Raw genomic sequence first — 22,691 nt, forward strand, 5'->3', positions numbered from 1 at the left:
TGTCAACTGACCCGGCGCTTTCGCGAGCAAGTCGAATCGTCGCACCGCCGCTCTCACAGGTTTTCGTCTTAACCCGCCAGGAACTCGTCGGTGGACACCACGCGGGCATAGGCAAAACCCAGAGCCGACATGAAGGCTGCGTGAACGTGGGCGGCCGGAACGGTGAGGCCGTTGAACTCCAGGTCACGGGAGGCACAGGCGTCGTGGATCACCGTGACGCTGTAGCCAAAATCGGCGGCCGCGCGGGTAATGCCGTCGACGCACATGTGGCTCATGCTGCCGACCACCACCAGTTCCTTGATGCCTTGTTCGTCGAGGATCGACTTCAGGTCGGTTTCGCGGAACGAGTTGACGAAGTGCTTGAGCACCACCGGTTCGTCGGCGCGGTTGAGGACTTTGGGGTGCAGCTTCGCGCCTTCGGAGCCGGGGGTGAAGAACGGCGCGTCGTTGGAGGTGAATTCGTGGCGGATGTGAACCACCGAATCACCGGCATCGCGAAAGGCTTTGAGCAGACGCACGGCGTTGTCCGCAGCCGCGTCGGCGCCGACCAGCGGCCACTTGCCTTGGGGGAAGTAGTCGTTTTGGATATCGACTACGATGAGTGCTTGCTTGGCCATGACTGTTTCCTCGATGTGTGTGTTGGTGTGGAATGAAGTATTGGGCCTGGCGGACTGTCCGAGGATTGGCCGCACCGACAATAGAAGGGGGAAAACTGACAATGGACGCACAAAGGGCAATCGCCGAGCTGGGCGTGCTGATTTATCCGGGTGCGCAGATGGCGGCGGTGCACGGGCTGACGGACTTGTTCGGGGTGGCGAACCGGATTGCCGCCGACTATCAGGCGGCGCAGTTGCCGCTGCTGCGGGTCAGCCATTGGCAGGTGGACGGCGATCTGCCCAAGCGTGTCTACGACAGCCATCCCGCGACGGACGGTGCATTGGTGGCGGTGTTGATCCCGCCGTCGATTGACGGTTTTTCCGAAGGCCAGGCGCCGCAAGGCTTGCTGAACTGGATTCGTCAGCAACATGCACAAGGCGCGACCCTCGGCGGCGTTTGCGTGGGCTCGATTCTATTGGCCGAAAGCGGCCTGCTCGACGGCCGTAGCGCCACCACCCACTGGACCTCGGCCAAGGCCTTCGCCGAGCGTTACCCGGCGATCAAACTCAAGGCCGATACGCCGATCGTCGACGACGGCGACCTGATTACCACCGCCGGGTTGATGGCCTGGTCCGAGCTGGGTTTGCGTCTGGTGGACCGGTTGCTGGGGCCGAGCATCGCCACCGGCACGGCGCGTTTTCTGGTGGTGGAACACAGCGACAGCGCGAGCGAATGCGGCAGTAACTTTTCACCGATTCTCAGCCATGGTGACGCCTCGATTCTCAAGGTTCAGCATTGGCTGCAAAGCACCGGGGCGACTGATGTGTCGCTGACGGTTATGGCCGAACGGGCAGGGCTGGAAGAGCGCACGTTCCTGCGCCGATTCCGCGCAGCGACCGGGTTGAAACCCACCGAATACTGCCAGCACCTGCGGGTCGGCAAGGCCCGGGAAATGCTTGAGTTCACCAATGGCACCATCGATCACATTGCCTGGACCGTGGGCTATCAGGACCCGAGCGCCTTTCGCGCGACGTTCAAGAAGATAACCGGGCTGGCGCCCAGTGATTATCGGTCGCGGTTTGGGGTTTCGCCGCCCGCCGCCGTGGCCCGTCAATAAGCACCACCCCAAATCTAGTGTGGGAGCGGCGGTGCGGCGATCCGACTTGCTCGCGAAGGCGGTGTATCAGTGGGCATTATTGCTAAATGACACACCGCCTTCGCGAGCAAGCCCGCGAAGGCGTCCTCCCAATCACCCAATCACTTGGGCTTTTTCGCAATCCGCAGCGACTTGGCCTTGGCCTCGACGATCAAATACATCACCAACGTAATCAGCAACGGCAGGATGAAATAAATCGCCCGATACGCCAGCAACCCCGCCACCAGACTTCCCCGCGACACCTCATGCTGCAGCAGCGCCACAAACACCGCCTCCAGCACCCCGAGCCCCGCCGGAATGTGCGTGATGACCCCGGCGATGGCACTGATGAGCAACACCCCGAGCACCAGCGGATAGTCCAGTTTGCTCGGCAGCAAGGTGAAAATCACCGCCGCCATCAACGACCAGTTCAGCGCACCGAGTGCCAATTGCAGCACCGCCATGCGCAAGGAAGGCAGGTTGATTTCCACGCCACGAATTGCCCACTCGCGCCGCGTGGAAAACCGGCACGCCGCCAGATAACCCGCGCTCACCAGCAGCAACAAAATCCCGACACCCTGCAATGCACCACTGCTGAGTTTCCAGCCGGGGGGCATGCGCACTAGCCCGCTGCTGAACACCGCGCCGGCAATCACCATGTAGCCGAACCAGTTCGTCGCCAGGCTCAGGCCGAGGATTTTCGCGATGTTGCTTTTGCTCACGCCGAGCCGCGAATACAGGCGATAACGCATGGCGATGCCGCCGACCCAGGCGCTGAGATTGAGGTTGAACGCATAGCTGATGATGCCCACCGGCAGGATCTGCTTCCAGGTCAGGTCCTGACGAATGTAGGTGCGGCCGATCAGGTCGAAGCAGGCGTACACCAGAAAACTCACCAGCGTCACCCCGGACGCAATGATCAGCGTGCGCACCTTGAAATCGGCGAGGGTGTCGAACACCTCGTTCCATTCGATGCGCTGGGCCAGCATCGTGAACAGCACGATCAGTGCCAGGAAAAACAGCATCGTCAGCGGTTTTCTCCAGCGACTCCAGCGTGCTTTTTTTATCGAGGCGGGTGTCGGGCTGTCGGCGTGAGGCGCCGAGTGTGTTTCAGCGCGGTTCATGATGGTCGCCCCCGGCGAGGTGGGTGAAGGGCTTCAGGCGCGGCTTGTGTGCCGGCAGCCAGCCGGCCCACGCCGGGAAGTGCCGCAGGAAGTGAAACACCAGAAAGCCGACGGTCATGTGCCAGACCCGTCCGCGCGGGGATTTGTCCGCAGACATGGCTTTGCAGTGGTTGTTGCTCAGCACCTCAAGGCGTTCGAACAAATCGCGGTTGAAGGCGCGATCGCGGATCAGCACATTGGCTTCCAGGTTCATCGACAGGCTCAGCGGGTCTAGGTTGCTTGAACCGACGGTGCTCCAGTCTTCGTCCACCAGCGCGACTTTGCCGTGCAACGGGCGCTCGCAATATTCGTGAATCTGCACGCCGGCTTTGAGCAGGTAGTCATAGGTCATGCGCGCCGCCAGTTTGGCTACCATCATGTCCGGCTGACCTTGCAGAATCAGCCGTACATCAACGCCCCGTCGGGCGGCGTTGCGAATCTCGCGCAGCAGGCGATAGCCCGGGAAGAAGTAGGCGTTGGCGATGACCACGCGGCGCTGGGCACTGCGCAGCACTTGTCGATAAACCTCTTCGATGTCGGTCTGGTGATCACTGTTGTCGCGGTACACCAGACGAACCTGGCCATCGTGGTCGCTGAAGGCCAGTTCCGAACGCCGCTGCCGGCGCCGTTGCCACCAGTATTTGGCCCGCGCCGGGCGGCCACTTTGCAGCAGCGCGAAGTGATGAATGTCGGCCACCGCCGGGCCTTGTACTTCAACCGAGTAATCCTGTTTGGCCTCGGGGCCGAAGTCGGCCAGATGGTCGGCGGAAAAGTTGATCCCGCCGATGAACGCGATCGTGCCGTCGACCACCACGATCTTGCGGTGCAGGCGCCGGAACCAGTTGGTGCGAACGCCGAGATGCTTCGGCGCCGGATCAAATATCTGAATGCGCACGCCGGCCTCGCTCAACGCAGCGAGATAGTCGGTAGTCAGCTCGCCGCAGCCAAAGCCGTCGAGGCTTGCGGTGACCCGCACGCCGCGTTGCGCCGCGTCGATCAGCACTTGCTGCAGTTCGTTGCCGACCTTGTCCTCGAACACGATGAAGGTTTCCAGGAGGATTTCCGCCGTGGCCTGGCGCATGGCCGCGAACACCCGCGGAAAATAGGCTTCGCCGTTTTCCAGGAGTTCCACCCGGTTGTTGCCCTGCCAGCCGTAGTGGACGTCGACCACGCCGGGCTCGCGGATCGGCGGGTGGGTGGCCAGGTGTTCCACGGTGGTTTTTTCCATCGGAGCGCTGCTCATAGCTCGATCTCCACCGATAGCGGTGCGTGGTCGGAAAGGTGTGACCAGGGCCGCGCCGCCAGGACTTGCGGGTGGCTGGTCTTGAGGTTGCGCACGTAGATACGGTCCAGGCGCAAGGCCGGCAAGCGCGCCGGGAAACTGCGCGCCGGTTTGCCGTGGTGTTCGGCGAACACCTCGCGCAGGCCACAGGGCTTGAGCAGCGCATCGGCGCGCTGGCGCCAGTCGTTGAAGTCGCCGGCGACAATCACCGGAGCGTCGCTCGGCAATTCTTCGAGACGCTGGGCCAGCAGCTTCAGCTGTTCATTGCGATGGGTTTCGCGCAGCCCCAGATGGACGCAAATCGCGTGCACCTCCGGGCCGTCGCCGGGCAGGCGCAATACGCAATGCAGGATGCCGCGGTTCTCGTGTCCGCTGATGGACACGTCGAGGTTGTCGTGGCGAATGATCTGGAATTTCGACAGCAGCGCATTGCCGTGATCGCCCGCCGGGTAGACCGCGTTGCGTCCGTAGGCGAATTGCGGCCACAGCGTATCGGCGAGGAATTCGTACTGCGGCATCGTCGGCCAGTTGCTGTAGCGCTGGGGATGATGCTCGTGGGTGCCGTGGACTTCCTGCAAAAACACCACGTCGGCGGACACGCTGCGCACCGCTTCGCGCAGTTCCGGCAGGATGAAACGCCGGTTGAGCGCGGTAAAACCCTTGTGCGTGTTGACCGTCAGCACGGTGAAGCGGCGCACGGTGGCCAAGGTTTGCGGTTGGTCATCGGCGGCGCTGAACGGCTCGTGACCATTCATGGCAGCACCCCTTCGAAAGCAGGCTCGCCGGGGGCGGCTTTGATGCTGAAGACGAAGTCTGTCGGGGTTTCGTCGTACCACTCGGCGTAACGTTCGGGTCGTTGCAGGGCGTAAAACGAACCATTGATTTCGATGCTGTTGACCGCCCGTGACGCGAACTGCAATTCGCGCTTCTGGGTCAGCCCCTTCGGGTAGAAATCGCCCCGCCAGGGTGTGTAGCGCCAGCCTGAAATACCAATGTGAATCGCCGCCATGTCGCCTCCCGTCGGATGGTTCTCGGTTGCCCCTGTCTTTTGATGACTGCGGGGCAAGGGAGAAAGTTTCGACGGGGCTACGGACGGTTGATGTTCAACAGTCCGACACAAATCAAATGTGGGAGCGGCGGTGCGACGATTCGACTTGCTCGCGAATCGTCGCACCGCCGCTCCCACAGTAGATCTTCAGCGAACACAGCATTTGTGAACGACTGAGAGCCAATGTGGGAGCGGGCTTGCCCGCGAAGAGGCCCGTCCGGGCAACATCAATGCCGGGTCAGTTTGTTCTTTAACTCTGCAGTGGATTGCTGATCCAACTCCAGCCAGAAAACCTGCTTGCCCGCAATCTCGGCAGCGGCTGGAAGGCCATCGCGATACACCAGCCGATTACTCGCCAACGCCGGTACTTTCGCGCCAGGCAACAACGTGCCCGCCAGGTTCAACGGATCAACCCCGCAGACCGCAACCAGACTCCCGTCGTGCGCCCGTCGACGCACTTCCCGCAGCAACGGAATCGCCTCAGGCAAGGCAAACTGCTCACCGGCCAAGCCACTGACAAATCGTCCGCCGCGAATCTCGCCTCGCGCTTCCAGCCGATGGAACGTGCGCAGCAACTCGCGCCAGCTCGGCAACCAGTCCGCTTCGCGCTCCAGCAGGCGCCAGAACACCACGCCGTAACGACGGAGCAGGGTCATGGCGATGTGCTCCAACGTATCGCTCGGCGTTGGATGTTTGTTATCCACCACCGGGGCTGGTGGCCCGCGTCTTAGCAAGGCCCAGCGCCCGGCATCGTCCATGCCGCCGATAAACGCCCCACGTCCGCGTCGGCTGCTGCGGGCCTGGCGTTTACTCGCCGGCGTAATCAGCGCGCGCAAACCGGCGAAGCTGTCGGCGTTTACCAGCCCGGCGCCGACCAGTTCCTGCAAGGCGATTTCCAGCTCCGAGCGCAGCAGATGAGCCTCGTGAATCAGCTCATCAAAAAACAGTGCGCCGTGCTGGCTGAGGGCTTCGTAAACCTTTTGCGTCTTCGGCGACAGTTCGCTGACCGGTGTCTGCTCGGTCAGACGGCTCCACAACCCGACCTGACTGCGCGGCAACAACACAATGGGCGTGCTGCGCAACGCGGTGCTGGCGCTTTTATTGTGCGCAGTCAGGCGCGTCCAGACCAGTTTGCCGCTGCGGCACAGGTCATCCAGCCAACTGGCCGAATAACCTTTGATCCGCGCCGGCAGAATGTCGCTGTCCCAGGCGGAAGCAGCGGCGGGGTAGCCTTCGAATTGACCGACAATCGCTGGCAACACGGCGCTGCCCTGGCCCTGAGTCGCCGCAGACAGATGCTGCCAGTCGAACAGAAAACGCATGAAATCCTGCAACGCCACCGGCTCGATTTCCCGCCGCAAACGCTTGACCGTGTAGCGATGAATCCGCGCCAGCAGATGCCGTTCGCACCATTCTTCCTGATCCGCGCCGGGAGTGAATTGACCACGTAGCACGTAACCTTCGCGTTCCAGTTGTGCCAGCGCCTGGGTGACTTGTATCGCAGATAAACCCAGAGGTTCGGCAATCGCGCTTAGCGGCAACGGACCAAAAGCGCTGAGCCGCGCGCGGATGACTTCCAGCACCGCCTCGTCTGCCTCCCAGACTTCATCGAACCCCGCCAGAGCCTCCAGCGGTGGCAAAAATTTCGCCTGTGGATAAATCGCCCGCAGGCAAGTCAGCCGTTCAAGCGCCAGCCACAGTGATCGCTCGGCATCGACCTGCAAACGACTGGCGCGACCACTCTCGGCAAGTGCTTTAAGCCAATCGGGCCACTGCGAATTGGCCTGCGCCTCGGCATCGCTGATGCACGCCAGACTCATCAGCGCCTCATGCATTTCATCAATGCCGGTTGGCGTCGGCCAGGCCTCATCGCGCACCGCTTGAATCGCCTCGGCATCCAGCGCCCCGAGGTCGTCGGTGGACTGCGGATCGGTCCAGCGGCGGTTGAGCACGGCTTGGGTTCGGCGCTCTTCCAGCGGCGCGTCGTCAAGAAAGGTGTAAGGCCGGGCGCTGAGAATTTCTGCGGCCAGTGGCGAGGGTGCCGGCAGGTCGCGGCTGATCAGGCGAACGTCGCCGCTTTCCATGCGCCGCAACAAGGCCAGCCAGCCTTCGCAGTCAATGGCCTCGTGCAGGCAATCGTCGAGGGTCTGTTCCACCAGCGGATGATCGGGGATCTCCCGTTCGCCGGCGAGGTTTTCCACGCAGGCGATCTGGTCGGGAAACACGCTGGCGATCAGGTCTTCGCTTTTCATCCGCTGAATCTGCGGCGGGACTTTGCGTCCGCCGCTGTAACGTGGCAACGCCAGCGCGACCCCGGCATTCCAGCGCCAGCGCACGCCGAACAGCGGTGCATCGAGCACCGCTTGAATCAGCAGGTGCTCGGCGCTGTTGCTGTGCAGGTAGCGCCAGACATCATCGAGCTCAAAACTGTGGCTGGTGGACAGCGACAGGACGATCGCGTCTTCGCTGGCGGCGGCCTGCAATTCGAAATTGAAGGTGCGACAGAATCGCTTGCGCAAGGCCAGGCCCCACGCACGGTTGATACGGCTGCCGAATGGGGTGTGAATAATCAGTTGCGTGCCGCCGGACTCGTCGAAAAAACGCTCCATCAGCAGCGTGTCCTGCGACGGCAGGGCGCCCAATGTCAGGCGCGCGCGGGCGAGGTAATCCACCAGTTGTTCGGCGCTGGCGAGGTTCAGGCTGAGGGTGTCGGTCAGCCAGTCGAGGGCGGGTTGCAAATTGCCGGGCGTGGCGCCGAGCAGCTCATCGAGTTGCGCTTGCAGGCGCGCCACGGCGAACGACAGTTCAGCGCTGCGCCCCGGCGCTTCGCCGAGCCAGAACGGAATGGTCGGCGGTTGGCTCTGAGCATCCTCGACCCGGACCTTGCCGGTCTCGACCCGCAGGATTCGGTACGAGGTATTGCCCAACTGAAAGATATCGCCGGCGATGCTTTCCACGGCAAAGTCTTCGTTGACGCTGCCGATGTTCAGCCCTTGCGGTTCCAGCAGCACGCTGTAGTCGGCGTTGTCCGGAATGGTGCCGCCGCTGGTCACGGCAGTCAGCTTGCTGCCCCGACGACCGCGTAATGTGCGAGTCACGGCGTCGCGGTGCAGGTAAGCGCTGCGGATGCCTTGGCGACCGTTGTAGCCCTCGGCGAGCATCTGTAGCAGCGCCTGGTAATGTTTTTCATCGAGTTCGGCGTAGGGCGAGGCTTTGCGGAATATCTCCAGCAGCGCTTGCTCCTGCCATTCCTGGCAACTGACCTCGGCAATGATCTGTTGGGCCAGCACGTCCAGCGGCGCTTCAGGAATCTGCAGCGTGTCGAGTTCGCCGCGACGCACGCAGTCGAGCAGGGCGGTGCATTCGATCAGATCGTCGCGGGTGGTGGCGAATAACCGGCCCTTCGGCGTGCCGCCGACCTGGTGCCCGGAGCGGCCGACCCGTTGCAGAAACCCGGCAATCGAACGCGGCGAGGCGATCTGGCAGACCAGATCGACATCGCCGATGTCGATCCCCAGCTCCAGCGACGCCGTGGCGATCAATACTTGCAGGTCGCCGCGCTTGAGCCTCTGTTCGGCGTCCAGGCGAAACTCCTTGGCCAGGCTGCCGTGGTGGGCGGCGATTGCTTCCTTGCCGAGACGCTCGCTCAAATGCCGACTCAAGCGTTCGGCCAAGCGTCGGGTGTTGACGAAAATAAGCGTGGTGCGGTGTTCGCGGGCGAGGACGGCGAGGCGGTCATAGACCAATTCCCAGACATCATTGGCCATCACCGCCGACAACGGCACCGGTGGTACTTCGATGCCCAAGTCCCGTGGGCGGGCGTGGCCGATGTCGATGATCTCGCAGTCACGATCACGGCCCACCAAAAAACGCGAGACGGCTTCGATCGGTTTTTGCGTGGCGGACAGGCCGATGCGCATCAACGGTGCTGCACACAACGCCTGCAAACGCTCCAGGCTCAGGGCCAGATGACTGCCGCGTTTGCTGGCGGCGATGGCGTGGATTTCGTCGACGATGACCGTGCGCGTGGTGCCGAGCATCTGCCGGCCGGAGTCGGAGCCGAGCAGCACGTAAAGGGATTCCGGGGTGGTGACCAGAATGTGCGGCGCGGTTTTGCGCATCGCCGAGCGGTCTTTTTGCGGCGTGTCGCCGGTGCGCACGGCGGTATTGATCTGCAGCTCGGGCAAACCCATCGTACGTAACTGTTCAGTGATGCCGGCCAGCGGGTTTTGCAGGTTGATCTGGATGTCGTTGGACAAGGCCTTGAGCGGCGAGACGTAGACCACCAGCGTTTCGTCAGGCAGACCGCCTGCGGTTTCCAGCCCACGGTGAACCAGATCGTCGATGACGGCGAGAAACGCGGTGAGGGTTTTGCCGGAACCGGTGGGCGCGGCGATCAGGGTCGAACGGTGCTGACGGATCAGCGGCCACGCACGGGCCTGGGCGGCGGTGGCCGTCGGGAAGGTGCTGCTGAACCAGGCGCTGACGGCGGGGTGGAAGCCGTTCAGGGCGCTGTCTGCGGGGATGGGCAGGTTCATGAGCCAATTTATGCGGGCGGGGTGGGGAAGATGCAAGTACCGCTCGGTTTATCACCGTCCTTGTGGCGAGGGAGCTTGCTCCCGCTCGGCTGTGAAGCAGTCGTAAATCGGGCGGCTCGGAGTGTCAGGATGAACAGGGAGGCAGGTTTTGGGGCTGCTGCGCAGCCCAGCGGGAGCAAGCTCCCTCGCCACAGGGGCCGCAGTGAACCAAGGGATCTACACTTTACGGATGACGGTTGCGCACTAAACCCGCAAAATGCAACGATTCCGGCATCTATCGACGGCATTGCCCGCGGGCGGTGTCGATTAAGCCATTGTTCCAATCAGACTGGGCCTGCTGACTCTATGCGAATGCGCCTTATGTTACTGGGCGGCGGAAATGCCCTTGGGCAGGCGCTGATTCGCCTCGGTGCGGAGGAAGACATCGGTTTCCTCGCCCCCCGCCCACCGCAAGACGGCTGGGATGCCGCGAGCCTGACGCAACTGCTCGACGACACCCGCCCGGACGCGTTGATCAACCTCGCCTACTACTTCGACTGGTTCCAGGCGGAGACGGTCAGCGATCAACGTCTGGCCGGGCAGGAGCGCGCAGTCGAGCGTCTGGCCGAACTGTGCCAGCATCACAACATCGTTCTACTGCAACCCTCGAGCTATCGCGTGTTCGACGGCTCCCGGGCGACGGCCTACAGCGAAAAAGACGAGCCGGTGCCTTTGGGTCTGCGTGGTCAGGCCTTGTGGCGGATCGAGCAAAGCGTTCGCGCGACCTGCCCGCAACACGTGTTGCTGCGGTTCGGCTGGCTGCTCGATGACAGCCCCGACGGCACCCTCGGGCGTTTCCTGTCCCGTGCCGAAAAACCGGAAGAACTGTTGATGGCCGACGACCGTCGGGGCAATCCGACACCGGTGGACGACGCGGCTCGGGTGATCATTTCCGTGCTCAAGCAACTCGATTGCGCGGCGCCGCTGTGGGGCACCTACCATTACGCTGGGCACGAGGCGACTACGCCGCTGGCGCTGGGGCAGGCGATTCTCACCGAAGCCCGCGCGCTGCATCCGCTAGCCATCGAAGCGCCGACCGCCCAGGCTCACGCCGCGCGACCGGACGCTGCCGAAGAACCGCAACACGCGGTGCTGGCCTGCAAGAAAATCCTCCACACCTTCGGGATCAAGCCCCGCGCCTGGCGTGCGGCACTCCCGGCCTTGCTGGACAGGTTCTATCGCCATGTTTGACGGCCCTGTTTTAATCACCGGCGGCGCCGGTTTTATCGGCTCGCACCTGACCGACACCTTGCTTGCCAAGGGCCACTCGGTGCGGATTCTCGATGACCTCTCCACCGGCAAGCGCAGCAACCTTCCGCTGGAAAACCCTCGGGTCGAGCTGATTGTCGGCGACGTCGCCGATGCGGCGCTGGTCGCCAAGGCGATGGCCGGTTGCAGTGCGGTCGCGCATCTGGCGGCGGTGGCTTCGGTGCAGGCCTCGGTGGACGATCCGGTGAAGACGCACCAGAGCAATTTCATTGGCTCGCTGAATGTCTGCGAAGCCATGCGCGAGACCGGCGTCAAGCGTGTGCTGTTTGCCTCCAGCGCGGCGGTCTATGGCAACAATGGCGAAGGCGAGTCGATCAGCGAAGACACGCCCAAGGCACCGTTGACACCGTATGCGACGGACAAGCTGGCCAGCGAACATTACTTCGATTTCTACCGTCGCCAGCATGGGTTGGAACCGGTGATTTTCCGCTTCTTCAACATCTTTGGCCCACGCCAGGATCCGTCCTCGCCGTACTCCGGGGTGATCAGCATTTTCAGCGAGCGGGCGCAGAAGGGCTTGCCGATCACGGTGTTCGGCGACGGCGAGCAGACGCGGGATTTTGTGTACGTCGAGGACTTGGTCGAGGTGCTGGTGCAAGCCATCGAAAAACCGCAGGTTGATGTCGGCGCGGTCAATGTCGGCTGGAACCAGGCCACCAGCCTCAAGCAAATGCTTGAAGCGCTGAAAGTGGTGGTCGGTGAGCTGCCACCCGTGAACTACGGCCTGGCACGCTCCGGTGATATCCGCCATTCGCGGGCGAACAACCAGCGGTTGCTGGAGCGTTTTACGCCTCCGAAGCAGACACCGATGAGTGTCGGCCTGGCGCGGTTGTTGGGGCGCTGAGTTTTTCGCAGTCATGAAAAAGGCGCCCTTGAGGGGCGCCTTTTTCATGGGCATCGTTTACAAATCCTGTGGCGAGGGAGCTTGCTCTCGTACGGCTGCAAAGCAGCCGCTACTCCGGTCAATACGGTTTTTCTGAATCACCGCTGTTGCCGGATATGGGCTGCTTCGCAGCCCAGCGGGAGCGAGCTCCCTCGCCACAATTGCCCGCATTCACCACCACGTGATTGCTCGTTAGAACTTGTAACCCAGACCGACCATGTAGACGAACGGATCAACATCCACATCGACCTTGGCCCGAGTGCCCGGTGCAACGGCGTCGTTCTCAACGGTCGCGGTGGTATCGATATCGATGTAGCGCACTTGGGCGTTGAGCATGATGTTGTCGGTAATCATGTAGTCGGCACCGACCTGAAACGCCATGCCCCACGAGTTATCGGCCTTGAAGTTGCTGAAACCGTTGGTCTGGGCGTCGCTGCTGACGTGCTCGTCGTAGATCCAGGTGTAGTTGATACCGGCGCCGACATACGGCTGGAACGCGGACTTCGCATCCAGTGGGTAATACACGACGCTCAGGGTTGGTGGCAGGTGTTTCAGGGTGCCGAGTTTGCCGTTGGCCGCGCCCAGGGCGGTGCCTTTGAGCTTCACGTCGTGCTCGAATGGCGTCGCTGCCAGCAGCTCGATGCCCCAGTGGCTGTTGAGCATGTAGGCAAAGTTCAGGCCCAGTTGCGTGTCGCTGCTCATGGTGGCTTTGCCACCCAGATCAGTGCCTTTCAGCGGGCCTTGATCGACCTTGACACTGGAGCTGTCGGCTTTCGGGTTGACGGTGATTGCACCGGCACGAACGAGGATGTCGCCTCCTTCGTGGGCATTGGCGAGCGGGGCTGCGAGCGTGAGGGCAAACAGCGAAGCGCAGAGCAAGGACTTGTGCATGGGGGCTCCAGAGGACGTTGAAAATGTTCGATGTCCAATGGTACGGAGCCACCTGATCCGGTCTTTTGATTCAGCTCAATGAAACGGTGATGGGCGGTTTTATTGCGGAACCTTTGCCGGCCCCTTCGCGAGCAAGTCGGATCGCCGCACCGCCGCTCCCACAGGATTTAGGTGATCCCTGTGGGAGCGGGCTTGCTCGCGAAGGCTATCTATCAAACACCACATGACTGCCAGGATTCACTCCGGCAATTCATACACATAAATCTTGTCCGCCTCCATCTGATACCCCGCATCCGCCAACTCGCTGGTCGACGCCTTGACCTGCAACGCCCCCTCGATCCAGTACGGCTGATACAGCTCATTCAGCTTCACGCCGACTTCGCTTTTTACATGCACGATCTGGTTCGACGGCGGTGGCGGCACATGGATGCAGGCGCCGAAATACGGCACCAGCAGAAACTCCGTGGTGCGGCCTTCTTCACTCACTTCCAGCGGCACGATATAGCCCGGCAGGCGAATGTTCTTGCCGTCGAGGCTCTTCACCACCGGCGCATTGGGCATGTCTTGCTTGGCCGCCGGCGCCGATTCCGCAGACAGCGCGTTGCCCATCTGAGACAGGTCATGCAGGGGCTTCATGTTCGGCACCTCCGGCATGGCGTCCGGCGGGATCATTTCCGACCAGGTCAGCTCTTTCGGCTCGGCCGCCCACAGCGGCAGGGCGACCAGCATCAACAGCGCAAGCAGAGCGTGGGGCATCGTTAACGTCCTCATAGTCGGATCGACAGGCCATCGGCCAGGGATTGGCGATACGCACGCCAGGCCGGCACGCTGCCCATCAGTAGCGCGGCGATCAGGATGCCACCGAGCAGCGTCCATTCATATTCACTGGGCCAGGCCAGCGGCAAGTACAAGCCGTAATTGGCTTGCACGTAACCCTGAGCGGCGGCGATGCACAGGTAAAGCAAGGCCACGCCGGCAATCACTCCTGACAAGGCCAGGGCAAACGCCTCCAGCACCAGCAAGGTTGCGATGTGCCACGGACGAGCACCCACCGAACGCAGAATCGCCATCTCGCGCCGACGTTCATTCAGGCTGGTGAGAATCGCCGTGAGCATGCCGATCAACCCGGTCAGCACCACGAACAGCGAGACCACGAACAAGGCTTTTTCCGCCGTGCTCATCAAACTCCACAACTCTTGCAGCGCCACGCCCGGCAGGATCGCCAGCATCGGTTCGCCACGGAATTCATTGATTTCGCGCTGCAGCGCAAAGGTCGAAACCTTGCTGTTGAGGCCGAGCATGAACGCGGTGATCGCTTGCGGCGTCAGGTCCATGTTGCGCGCCTGATCGGCACTGATCCGGCCTTGGCCCTGGGCGGGCACGCCGTTGTGCCAGTCGATGTGAATCGCTTCCATGCCGCCGAGGCTGATGTGCAATGTGCGGTCCACCGGGGTGCCGGTGCGTTTCAGAATGCCGATCACGGTGAACGGTTTGTCGTCGTGTTTGACCAGACTGATCACCGCCACACCATGGGCCAGCACCAGTTTGTCGCCGAGTTTGTAGTGCAGGGCATCGGCCACTTCGGCGCCGAGCACCACTTCAAATGGATCGGTGGCGAAGGCGCGGCCATCGGCCAATTCCAGGTGTTGTTGATGGCCGTACTGGTAGTGCTCGAAGTACGCCCCGGTGGTGCCCATCACCCGATAACCGCGATGGGAGTCGCCGAGCGACATCGGGATCGCCCACTTCACTTTCGGGTTGTTGGCGAAGTGTTCGAAGCTGTCCCAGCGGATGTTGTTGGTGGCGTTGCCGATGCGGAACACCGAGTACAGCAGCAGGTTCACCGAACCGGAGCGAGCGCCGACGATCAGATCGGTGCCGCTGATGGTGCTGGCAAAACTGGCCTTGGCTTCGGTGCGCACCCGTTCCACGGCCAACAGCAGGCAGACTGACAGGGCGATGGCAAACGCGGTAAGGATCGCGGTGAAGCGGCGGTTAGCCAGGCTGGCCATGGCTAGGCGAAACAAATACATCTCAGACCTCGAACGGGGTGGCGGCGCGATTGAGTTCGGCCAGCGACAGGTGGCGATCGAACAGTGGCGCGAGGCTTTGGTCGTGGCTGACAAACAACAGGCTCGATCCTGCTTCACGGCATTCGGCGAACAGCAGGCGAATGAAGTTTTCGCGAGCGTCGTAATCCAGGGCGGAAGTCGGTTCGTCGGCGATGACCAGTTCCGGCTGACCGATCAAGGCGCGCGCGGCGGCGACGCGCTGTTGCTGACCGATGGACAGTGAATCGGCGCGGCGGCTGAGGATGCTTTCATCCTTCAGGCCCAAGTGAGCGAGCAGGGTGGCGGCGGCTTGATCGACGCTGCCGTGGCGCTGGATTGCCCGCTCGGCGCGCAGTCGGGAGAAGTGGCAGGGCAACTCGACGTTCTCGCGCACCGAGAGAAACGGCAGCAAGTTGAACTGCTGGAAGATGTAGCCGGTGTGATCGACCCGGAAGCGATCACGGGCGCCGGCACCAAGTTCGGTCAGTTCCTGGCCGAGCAGGCGAATGCTGCCGCGATCGGGCTTCTGCACGCCACCGAGCAAGCCGAGCAAGGTGGTTTTGCCGCTGCCGCTCGGGCCTTTGAGGAACAGGGTTTCACCCGGTTCCAGACGAAACGCCGGGATGTCCAGCAGCGGCGGGTGACCGGGCCAGCTGAAGCCCAGGTCGGACAGTTCGATGAGTGCTTGGGTCATAACACCGGTTTCATGAGTGCTGATGACCTGTAGGAGCTGCCGAGTGCAACGAGGCTGCGATCTTTTGATCTTGATCTTTAAAGTCAAAAGATCGCAGCCTCGTTGCACTCGGCAGCTCCTACAGGAGATCGGGGTGGTCAGAACTTGAGGGCGGCAGCCTTGGCCGTCACTTCAACCCCTTGCTGTCCGCTCGGGCTGATCAGTTGTACCTGAATTTTCTGGGTCGCCGGGAACGTGTTGAAGATGTTCGCCAGATCCAGGGTTTTCAGCGCACCCGGGGCCGCGCAGGTGAATTGATAGTGAGCGTGGATTTCGCTGTGATCGTGGTGATGTTCGTCTTTGGCGTCGTCGTGATCGTCATCGGCATCCGGTTTGTCGCCGAACAACGGGCTTTCCAGTTCCTGGCTCGCGACCACACAACCGGCGGCTTTCGGCAGGTTGAACAGGGCCAGCGGTTTTTCCAGCTGCGCGCGGACGGCGGCGACTTTGGCCTTGTCGGCGTCGGTAGTGGCGGCGTGTTCGAAACCCACCAGGTTCATCGCCGGGCTTTCCAGCTCTAGCTCCAGGGTCTGACCGTCCAGTGCCGCGTTCAGGCGACTGACGCCATGTTCGTGAGCGCCGAGGCTGCCGTGCTCATGGTCATGTTCTTCAGCGGCGTGGGCGACAACCAGCGGCAACAGGGCAAACGGCAAAGCGAGCAGCAGACGGCGCATGGAGGGTCTCCGGAAGTAAAGTGAATAAATTGTTATGTAATCTTATAACGTAGTTGCCGAGAGTTTGACCGTCCGCTTGGCGTTGCACAAGTCCCATGGGAGCATGTGGGTCAGAAATGTGCAGGAGCAGACTTATGTTGCGGATACGCGGAACTATCGGCGACTGGCCGGTGGATTTAACCCTGGAGATGGACGACGGTGACTGGGCGCGGCTCGGCGCGCAGTTGCAGGTGGTCAAGCCCGAAGCCAGTGCGGCGCCGGCGAAACCGGTGAGTCAGGACGATGCGCAGTGGCAGATCGCAAAGGATTTGTTGCGCAAGGCCGGGCAATTGAGCGGGCCGGATTTGCTGGAGCAGCTGGAAGGACTGACCGGCAGCGCGGCGTCGGGCAAACGCTTGCTGGTGCGCTTGCGACATAGCGCTGATGTGAAAGTAACGAGCGGCGGAGATACGCCGCTCTACAGCTGGCACGAGCCAGTGTAGGAGCTGCCGCAGGCTGCGATCTTTTGATCTTGTAGGAGCTGCGGCACGCTGCGATCTTTTGATTTTCCAGCGCAGATCAAAATCAAAAGATCGCAGCGTGTCGCAGCTCCTACGGGTTAATACAGCGCGGCGAACAGTTTGCGGCGATAGGTGGTCACCAAGGGATGATCATTGCCCAGCAGTTCGAACACCTGCAGCAACGTCTTGTGCGGCAAGCCTTCGCTGTAGCTGCGGTTGCGGATGAACAGCTTGAGCAACGCATCCAGCGCCGCGTCGTACTGCTGACGGGCCAGTTGCTGGATCGCCAGTTGATACACCGCTTCATCGTCCTGCGGATTCTTCGCCAGACGCGCCTTCAGGTCCGCGGCATCCGGCAGGTCCTTGGCCTGGCCGAGAAACTGGATCTGCGCCTTTGCACCGGCCAATGCAGCCTTGTGTTCGTCGCTTTTCACCGCGTCGAGCACGGTTTGCGCTTCACCCAGCTCGCCCCGTTCAGTCAGGCAGCGGGCATAAAGAATCAGAGCCTTGGCGTTGGTGTTGTCTTCGCCCAGCAGCACTTTGAGAATGGCTTCGGCATCGGCGAAACGACTCTCGTCGAACAGCGCCTGTGCCTGTTCGAACGGATCAGCCGCTGCCGGTGGCGGCATTTGCACGTGAGGCTCCAGCATCGCCCGTACGGCGGATTCCGGTTGTGCACCGGCGAAACCGTCCACCGGCTGGCCATCCTTGAACAACACCACGGTCGGCAGGCTGCGAATGCCGAAGCGGGCGACGATGTCCTGTTCGAGATCGCAGTTGACCTTGGCCAGCAGCAACTCGCCCTGATAGCTCTCGGCAATGGTCTGCAGCATCGGCATCAGCACTTTGCAGGGCGCACACCATTCGGCCCAGAAATCCACCAGCACCGGTTTGTGGAAAGAGTTCTCGATCACCGACTGGTCGAAGTCGGCAGTCGTGGCGTCGAAGATGTATGGCGTTTCCTGACTCATGGGGGATCTCGTAAAAGCGTGAATACGCCCACTATAAGGTCTGGCGCAAAAGATCGCAGCCTTCGGCAGCTCCTACAGGATCGGGATTGCACGCGATCAATGTAGGAGCTGCCGCAGGCTGCGATCTTTTGACGGCTTCAAGCACGCCGCGCGTGATACAGGCTCACATGCCGAAACTCTTCCGGCTCAGCCAGATCCGGCAACGTCATCGCTTCCAGCATTTCAATCCGCTGATACAACGGATGACGAAAATCCCGCACCCGCGAATCTGCCACCAGCGCCTCCCGGCCACGACTCAAAAACTCGTCGAGCAGCGGCAGGTTCGCCCGGTCGTACAGCACGTCGGCCACCAGAATCAGATCAAACCGATCCGCCTCGGCGAAAAAATCCGTCGAGTAGTTGAGACGCACATCATTGAGTTCGGCATTCGCCCGACACGCGGCAATCGCCAGTGGATCCAGGTCGCAGGCCACCACTTCCAGCGCCCGGGCCTTCACGGCGGCAATCCCCGCCACCCCGGAACCGGCGCCGAAATCCAGCACGCGCTTACCTTTGACCCACTCAGGGAATTCGGCGAGATAACGGGCCACCGCGAGTCCACTGGCCCAGCAGAAACTCCAGTACGGCGGCTCATGCAGAATCCGTCGCGTTTCTTCCGGGCTGAACGCGCGATCCATGTTGTCGCCGTCGATCAGCCAGAGTTTCAGCTCGGTATCGGGCAATGCGACAGGGACAAGCTGCGCATCGCCGAGCAATTCACCCAGTGCCTGTTGCAGGTCGAGCGGTGCACTCATGGCGCTTTGACGAATTGCAGCTGACCCAATGCCTGCGTGGTTGGCTGCGTGATGGTCTGCGATGGCAGGTGCAAAATCAGCTGGCCGGACTGGCTGGCACGGCCGCGCAGTTCCACGCGGGCGCCGGCCGGGAAAGATTCCGGGTTGAAACGCAGATGAAACGGCAACACTTGATTGGTGCCAATCAGGCTCGAACTGGCGAGCAATTGCTGTGGGCGGTCCTTGTCGTCGATCACCAACAGGGCCAGTTCGACTTCGGCACCGGCTGGCACGCCTTGCAGGGTGCCGCTCAGTTCACGTTGATAAGCCGGCAGCGGACCGAGGTTGGCGGACTCTTTGGCTTTCTTCTGCGCAGCTTGTGGGGCGGGCCCTGGTGTCGGCGGCTGGGGCTTGGGTGCATCGCTGCTGCAGGCCACCAACAGGCTGAAAAGACTGAGCAAAACGAGCGGTCTGAGTGACATTAGCGGCTCCAGCAAGGTGAAATCCATGGATCGTTCTATATAGCCCGTCTGTATACCGCAAACCCTATGGCTTGTCTTGCCACCGGGATGCGCTACCATGGCCCTCCCTTTTTTTGTTGCCTGCCACCATGCACTGTCCCTTCTGCGGTGCCAACGACACCAAGGTCATCGACTCGCGTCTGGTCGCCGAGGGCGAACAGGTGCGCCGCCGGCGCGAATGCCTGGCCTGCGGCGAGCGTTTCACGACGTTCGAAACCGCTGAACTGGTGTTGCCGCGCCTGATCAAAACCGACGGCAGCCGCCAGCCGTTCGACGAAGAAAAACTCCGCGCCGGCATGCAGCGTGCGCTGGAGAAGCGCCCGGTGAGTGTCGAGCGCCTCGAATCGTCGCTGGTGCACATCAAACACAAACTGCGCGCCACCGGCGAACGCGAGGTCAAGTCCCTCGTGGTCGGTGAACTGGTGATGGCCGAGCTGCAAAAGCTCGACGAAGTCGCCTACATTCGCTTCGCCTCCGTGTATCGGCGCTTCCAGGACCTCAACGAGTTCCGCGAAGAGATCGATCGCCTGGCCCGTGAGCCGGTGAAAGAATGACCACCTCCCCAGAACTTGCCATCCTCGACGCCCATTACATGGCCCGCGCGCTGGAACTGGCGCGCAAAGGTCATTACACGACGCACCCCAACCCGCGTGTTGGCTGTGTGATTGTGAAGGACGGGCAGATTGTCGGCGAAGGCTGGCATGTGCGTACCGGCGAACCTCACGCCGAAGTCCACGCCCTGCGCGCCGCCGGCGACAAGGCCCGTGGCGCCACCGCTTACGTGACCCTCGAACCGTGCAGCCACCACGGGCGCACGCCGCCCTGCGCCGATGCGCTGGTGAATGCCGGCGTCGCCCGCGTAGTCGCGGCGATGCAGGACCCGAATCCGTCGGTTGCCGGTCGCGGCATGCAGCGTCTGGCTCAGGCTGGCATTGCCATCGAAAGCGGTGTGCTGGAAGGCGAGGCACGCAAGCTCAATCAAGGCTTTCTTAAACGCATGGAACACGGCTTACCGTTCGTGCGCGTCAAGTTGGCCATGAGCCTCGACGGTCGCACGGCAATGGAAAGCGGCGAAAGCCAATGGATCACCGGCCCGGCCGCGCGTTCGGCGGTACAACGCCTGCGTGCCCAGGCCAGCGTGGTGCTGACCGGCGCCGACACGGTGCTGGCGGACAATGCCCGTTTGACCGTGCGCGCTGACGAGCTGGGGCTGGACGCCGAGCAAACCGCTTTGGCAATGAGCCGTCCGCCGCTTCGCGTGCTGATCGACGGCCGTTTGCGCGTGCCGCTGGACGCGCCGTTCTTCAAGGCCGGCCCGGCATTGGTCGCCACCTGCATGGCGATCGAAGAGCAATACGCCAACGGCCCTGAATGCCTGATCGTGGCCGGCGACGATGGTTTGGTTGACCTGCGCAAGCTGCTGGTCGAACTGGCCCATCGCGGGGTCAATGAAGTGCTGGTCGAGGCGGGTCCACGTCTGGCGGGGGCCTTTGCCCAGCAAGGCCTGGTGGATGAATTTCAGATTTTCATCGCCGGCAAATTCCTCGGCTCTTCGGCCAGACCATTACTGGACTGGCCGCTGGCGCAGATGAAAGACGCGCCCGAGCTCAAAATCACCGAAATTCGCGCGGTTGGCGATGACTGGCGAATCATCGCCGTTCCTGCACCGACGGCGAGCGTATAATTCCTGGCCTGCGCCAAGCGACGGCCCTGTTCTCGAGGAGGACTCCATGTTTACCGGCATCATCGAATCCATCGGCAGTATTCGTGCATTGACCCCAAAAGGTGGAGATGTGCGGGTACACGTAGAAACCGGCAAGCTCGATCTGAGCGACGTCAAACTGGGCGACAGCATCGCGGTCAACGGCGTGTGCCTGACCGCGGTTGAACTGCCAGGCAACGGCTTTGCCGCGGACGTCAGTCGCGAAACCCTCGACTGCACCGCCATGAACGACCTGAAAAGCGGCAGCCCGGTCAACCTGGAAAAAGCCCTGACCCCGACCACTCGCCTCGGCGGGCATCTGGTCAGCGGCCACGTCGATGGCGTGGGCGAAGTGGTTGCCCGCACCGAGAACGCGCGCGCCGTGGAATTCCGTATTCGCGCGCCGAAAGAACTGGCCAAGTACATCGCCCACAAAGGCTCGATCACCGTCGACGGCACCAGCCTGACCGTGAACGCAGTCGATGGCGCCGAGTTCCTGCTGACCATCATTCCGCACACCCTGAGCGAAACCATCATGGCGTCGTACCAGCCAGGTCGCCGGGTAAACCTCGAAGTTGACTTGCTGGCGCGTTATCTGGAGCGCCTGCTGTTGGGCGACAAGGCCGCAGAGCCAGCGTCCAGTAACATCACAGAAAGCTTTCTGGCCGCCAACGGCTACCTCAAATCCTGACCCAAGGGGGTGCCTTGTGGCGCTCAATAGCATCGAAGAACTGGTTGAAGACATCCGCCAAGGCAAGATGGTCATCCTCATGGATGACGAAGACCGCGAGAACGAAGGCGACCTGATCATGGCCGCCGAGTGCTGCCAGGCCGAACACATCAATTTCATGGCCAAGCACGCCCGTGGCCTGATCTGCATGCCGATGAGCCGCGAGCGCTGCGAACTGCTGAAGCTGCCGCTGATGGCACCGCGCAACGGTTCCGGTTTCGGCACCAAGTTCACCGTGTCCATCGAAGCCGCCACCGGCGTGACCACCGGCATCTCCGCCGCCGACCGTGCGCGCACCGTGCAGGCCGCTGCCGCGAAAGACGCCAAGGCTGAAGACATTGTCAGCCCCGGCCACATCTTCCCGTTGATGGCCCAGGCCGGCGGCACCCTGGCCCGCGCTGGCCACACTGAAGCCGCCTGCGACCTCGCGCGCATGGCCGGTTTCGAGCCGAGCGGCGTGATCTGCGAAGTGATGAACGACGACGGCACCATGTCCCGTCGCGCCGAACTCGAAGCGTTCGCCGCCGAACACAACATCAAAATCGGCACCATCGCCGACCTGATTCACTACCGGATGATCCACGAACGTACCGTTCAGCGGATTGCCGAGCAGCCGCTGGACAGCGAACTGGGCCAATTCAACCTGGTGACCTATCGTGATTCCGTAGAAGGCGACGTGCACATGGCCCTGACCCTGGGCACCGTGTGCGCCGAAGAACCGACCCTGGTTCGCGTGCACAACATGGACCCGCTACGCGACCTGTTGATGGTCAAGCAGCCAGGCCGCTGGAGCCTGCGTGCCGCCATGGCCGCGGTTGCCGAGGCTGGCAGCGGCGTGGTGCTGTTGCTCGGTCACCCGCTCGATGGCGACGTGTTGCTGGCGCACATCCGCGAAACCGCCGATCACGCCGCCGTGAAAAAACCGACCACCTACAGCATTGTCGGTGCCGGTTCGCAGATCCTTCGGGACCTGGGCGTGCGCAAAATGCGCCTGATGTCTGCGCCAATGAAATTTAATGCGATATCCGGTTTCGATCTGGAAGTTGTAGAATACGTGCCCTCCGAATAATGACCCGGGGTTTGGCATCGTTGTTCACTTAAGGCTTGTTTGATTTACTGTGGCGAGGGAGCTTGCTCCCGCTTGGGTGCGCAGCGCCCACAAGAGGGGCTGCTACGCAGCCAGCGGGAGCA

21 protein-coding genes and 1 pseudogene are annotated in these 22,691 nt (G+C 62.0%); 8 read left to right on the plus strand and 14 right to left on the minus strand.

Going from position 1 to position 22,691, the window contains the following annotated elements:
• Nucleotides 1–68 precede the first annotated feature (68 nt).
• On the minus strand, nucleotides 69–617 hold the full coding sequence (locus ACYZTL_RS18770; RefSeq protein WP_461953008.1) for a cysteine hydrolase family protein: 549 nt from the start codon (nucleotides 615–617) through the stop codon (nucleotides 69–71).
• A 101-nt stretch (nucleotides 618–718) separates the two neighbouring features.
• On the opposite strand from ACYZTL_RS18770, the gene ACYZTL_RS18775 reads away from it, so the two are divergent.
• A complete protein-coding gene (locus tag ACYZTL_RS18775) occupies nucleotides 719–1,714 on the plus strand; it encodes a GlxA family transcriptional regulator (protein WP_461953009.1) in 996 nt (331 codons plus the stop codon).
• 140 nt (nucleotides 1,715–1,854) lie between these two features.
• On the opposite strand, the gene ACYZTL_RS18780 is transcribed toward ACYZTL_RS18775, so the two are convergent.
• The 5 genes and pseudogenes from ACYZTL_RS18780 to ACYZTL_RS18800 all read right to left on the minus strand — a co-directional run bounded on the left by ACYZTL_RS18780 (nucleotide 1,855) and on the right by ACYZTL_RS18800 (nucleotide 9,763).
• Nucleotides 1,855–2,856, minus strand: a complete 1,002-nt coding sequence (locus tag ACYZTL_RS18780) for a lysylphosphatidylglycerol synthase domain-containing protein (RefSeq protein WP_461953010.1) — start codon at nucleotides 2,854–2,856, stop codon at nucleotides 1,855–1,857.
• Nucleotides 2,843–4,138, minus strand: a complete 1,296-nt coding sequence (clsB, locus tag ACYZTL_RS18785; RefSeq protein WP_461953011.1) for a cardiolipin synthase ClsB — start codon at nucleotides 4,136–4,138, stop codon at nucleotides 2,843–2,845. The genes ACYZTL_RS18780 and clsB overlap by 14 nt, the downstream gene beginning before the upstream one ends.
• Nucleotides 4,135–4,932: an endonuclease/exonuclease/phosphatase family protein gene (locus ACYZTL_RS18790; protein WP_461953012.1), complete on the minus strand. Its 798-nt coding sequence runs from the start codon at nucleotides 4,930–4,932 to the stop codon at nucleotides 4,135–4,137. The genes clsB and ACYZTL_RS18790 overlap by 4 nt, the downstream gene beginning before the upstream one ends.
• Nucleotides 4,933–4,967: 35 nt before the next feature.
• Nucleotides 4,968–5,186: pseudogene (locus tag ACYZTL_RS18795) on the minus strand (DUF72 domain-containing protein); the annotation flags it as partial.
• 266 nt (nucleotides 5,187–5,452) lie between these two features.
• Nucleotides 5,453–9,763, minus strand: a complete 4,311-nt coding sequence (locus ACYZTL_RS18800; RefSeq protein WP_461953013.1) for a DEAD/DEAH box helicase — start codon at nucleotides 9,761–9,763, stop codon at nucleotides 5,453–5,455.
• Nucleotides 9,764–10,108: 345 nt separating this feature from the next.
• On the opposite strand from ACYZTL_RS18800, the gene ACYZTL_RS18805 reads away from it, so the two are divergent.
• Together ACYZTL_RS18805 and ACYZTL_RS18810 are read left to right on the plus strand one after the other, a co-directional pair.
• A complete protein-coding gene (locus tag ACYZTL_RS18805) occupies nucleotides 10,109–10,993 on the plus strand; it encodes a sugar nucleotide-binding protein (RefSeq protein ID WP_461953014.1) in 885 nt (294 codons plus the stop codon).
• A complete protein-coding gene (locus ACYZTL_RS18810) occupies nucleotides 10,986–11,915 on the plus strand; it encodes an NAD-dependent epimerase/dehydratase family protein (protein ID WP_461953015.1) in 930 nt (309 codons plus the stop codon). The genes ACYZTL_RS18805 and ACYZTL_RS18810 overlap by 8 nt, the downstream gene beginning before the upstream one ends.
• Before the next feature lie 231 nt (nucleotides 11,916–12,146).
• Here the strand turns inward: ACYZTL_RS18810 and ACYZTL_RS18815 are convergent, their stop codons facing one another.
• The 5 genes from ACYZTL_RS18815 to ACYZTL_RS18835 form a co-directional block, all read right to left on the minus strand.
• Nucleotides 12,147–12,845, minus strand: a complete 699-nt coding sequence (locus ACYZTL_RS18815) for an OmpW/AlkL family protein (RefSeq protein ID WP_461953016.1) — start codon at nucleotides 12,843–12,845, stop codon at nucleotides 12,147–12,149.
• 237 nt (nucleotides 12,846–13,082) lie between these two features.
• A complete protein-coding gene (locus ACYZTL_RS18820; RefSeq protein WP_461953017.1) occupies nucleotides 13,083–13,601 on the minus strand; it encodes a DUF3299 domain-containing protein in 519 nt (172 codons plus the stop codon).
• A gap of 11 nt (nucleotides 13,602–13,612) precedes the next feature.
• Nucleotides 13,613–14,878, minus strand: coding sequence for an ABC transporter permease (locus tag ACYZTL_RS18825; protein ID WP_461953018.1), 1,266 nt, complete (start codon nucleotides 14,876–14,878; stop codon nucleotides 13,613–13,615).
• A gap of 1 nt (nucleotide 14,879) precedes the next feature.
• Nucleotides 14,880–15,590 carry an ABC transporter ATP-binding protein gene (locus tag ACYZTL_RS18830; protein ID WP_461953019.1) on the minus strand — a complete coding sequence of 237 codons (711 nt, stop codon included), beginning with the start codon at nucleotides 15,588–15,590 and terminating at the stop codon, nucleotides 14,880–14,882.
• Nucleotides 15,591–15,727: 137 nt separating this feature from the next.
• Nucleotides 15,728–16,303, minus strand: a complete 576-nt coding sequence (locus tag ACYZTL_RS18835; RefSeq protein WP_461953020.1) for a DUF2796 domain-containing protein — start codon at nucleotides 16,301–16,303, stop codon at nucleotides 15,728–15,730.
• Nucleotides 16,304–16,437: 134 nt separating this feature from the next.
• On the opposite strand from ACYZTL_RS18835, the gene ACYZTL_RS18840 reads away from it, so the two are divergent.
• A complete protein-coding gene (locus ACYZTL_RS18840; protein WP_461953021.1) occupies nucleotides 16,438–16,785 on the plus strand; it encodes a hypothetical protein in 348 nt (115 codons plus the stop codon).
• Nucleotides 16,786–16,901: 116 nt separating this feature from the next.
• On the opposite strand, the gene trxA is transcribed toward ACYZTL_RS18840, so the two are convergent.
• From trxA to ACYZTL_RS18855, 3 genes are all read right to left on the minus strand, one after another.
• A complete protein-coding gene (gene trxA, locus ACYZTL_RS18845) occupies nucleotides 16,902–17,774 on the minus strand; it encodes a thioredoxin (protein WP_084319670.1) in 873 nt (290 codons plus the stop codon).
• A gap of 137 nt (nucleotides 17,775–17,911) precedes the next feature.
• Nucleotides 17,912–18,568 carry a class I SAM-dependent methyltransferase gene (locus tag ACYZTL_RS18850; protein ID WP_461953022.1) on the minus strand — a complete coding sequence of 219 codons (657 nt, stop codon included), beginning with the start codon at nucleotides 18,566–18,568 and terminating at the stop codon, nucleotides 17,912–17,914.
• Nucleotides 18,565–19,029 carry a YbaY family lipoprotein gene (locus ACYZTL_RS18855; protein ID WP_461953023.1) on the minus strand — a complete coding sequence of 155 codons (465 nt, stop codon included), beginning with the start codon at nucleotides 19,027–19,029 and terminating at the stop codon, nucleotides 18,565–18,567. Before ACYZTL_RS18855 ends, ACYZTL_RS18850 begins: the two co-directional genes overlap by 4 nt.
• Nucleotides 19,030–19,157: 128 nt before the next feature.
• On the opposite strand from ACYZTL_RS18855, the gene nrdR reads away from it, so the two are divergent.
• Genes nrdR through ribBA form a run of 4 tightly spaced genes read left to right on the plus strand, consistent with a single transcriptional unit; the run spans nucleotide 19,158 to nucleotide 22,569 of the window.
• Nucleotides 19,158–19,622, plus strand: coding sequence for a transcriptional regulator NrdR (nrdR, locus tag ACYZTL_RS18860; RefSeq protein WP_003228656.1), 465 nt, complete (start codon nucleotides 19,158–19,160; stop codon nucleotides 19,620–19,622).
• A complete protein-coding gene (ribD, locus tag ACYZTL_RS18865) occupies nucleotides 19,619–20,752 on the plus strand; it encodes a bifunctional diaminohydroxyphosphoribosylaminopyrimidine deaminase/5-amino-6-(5-phosphoribosylamino)uracil reductase RibD (protein WP_461953024.1) in 1,134 nt (377 codons plus the stop codon). The genes nrdR and ribD overlap by 4 nt, the downstream gene beginning before the upstream one ends.
• Before the next feature lie 46 nt (nucleotides 20,753–20,798).
• Nucleotides 20,799–21,461, plus strand: a complete 663-nt coding sequence (locus ACYZTL_RS18870) for a riboflavin synthase (protein WP_084319673.1) — start codon at nucleotides 20,799–20,801, stop codon at nucleotides 21,459–21,461.
• Between the two features lie 16 nt (nucleotides 21,462–21,477).
• Complete coding sequence (gene ribBA, locus ACYZTL_RS18875) at nucleotides 21,478–22,569, plus strand: bifunctional 3,4-dihydroxy-2-butanone-4-phosphate synthase/GTP cyclohydrolase II (RefSeq protein WP_461953025.1); 1,092 nt, start codon at nucleotides 21,478–21,480, stop codon at nucleotides 22,567–22,569.
• Nucleotides 22,570–22,691 lie beyond the last annotated feature (122 nt).

It is taken from the genome of Pseudomonas sp. LB3P81, from assembly GCF_054897965.1.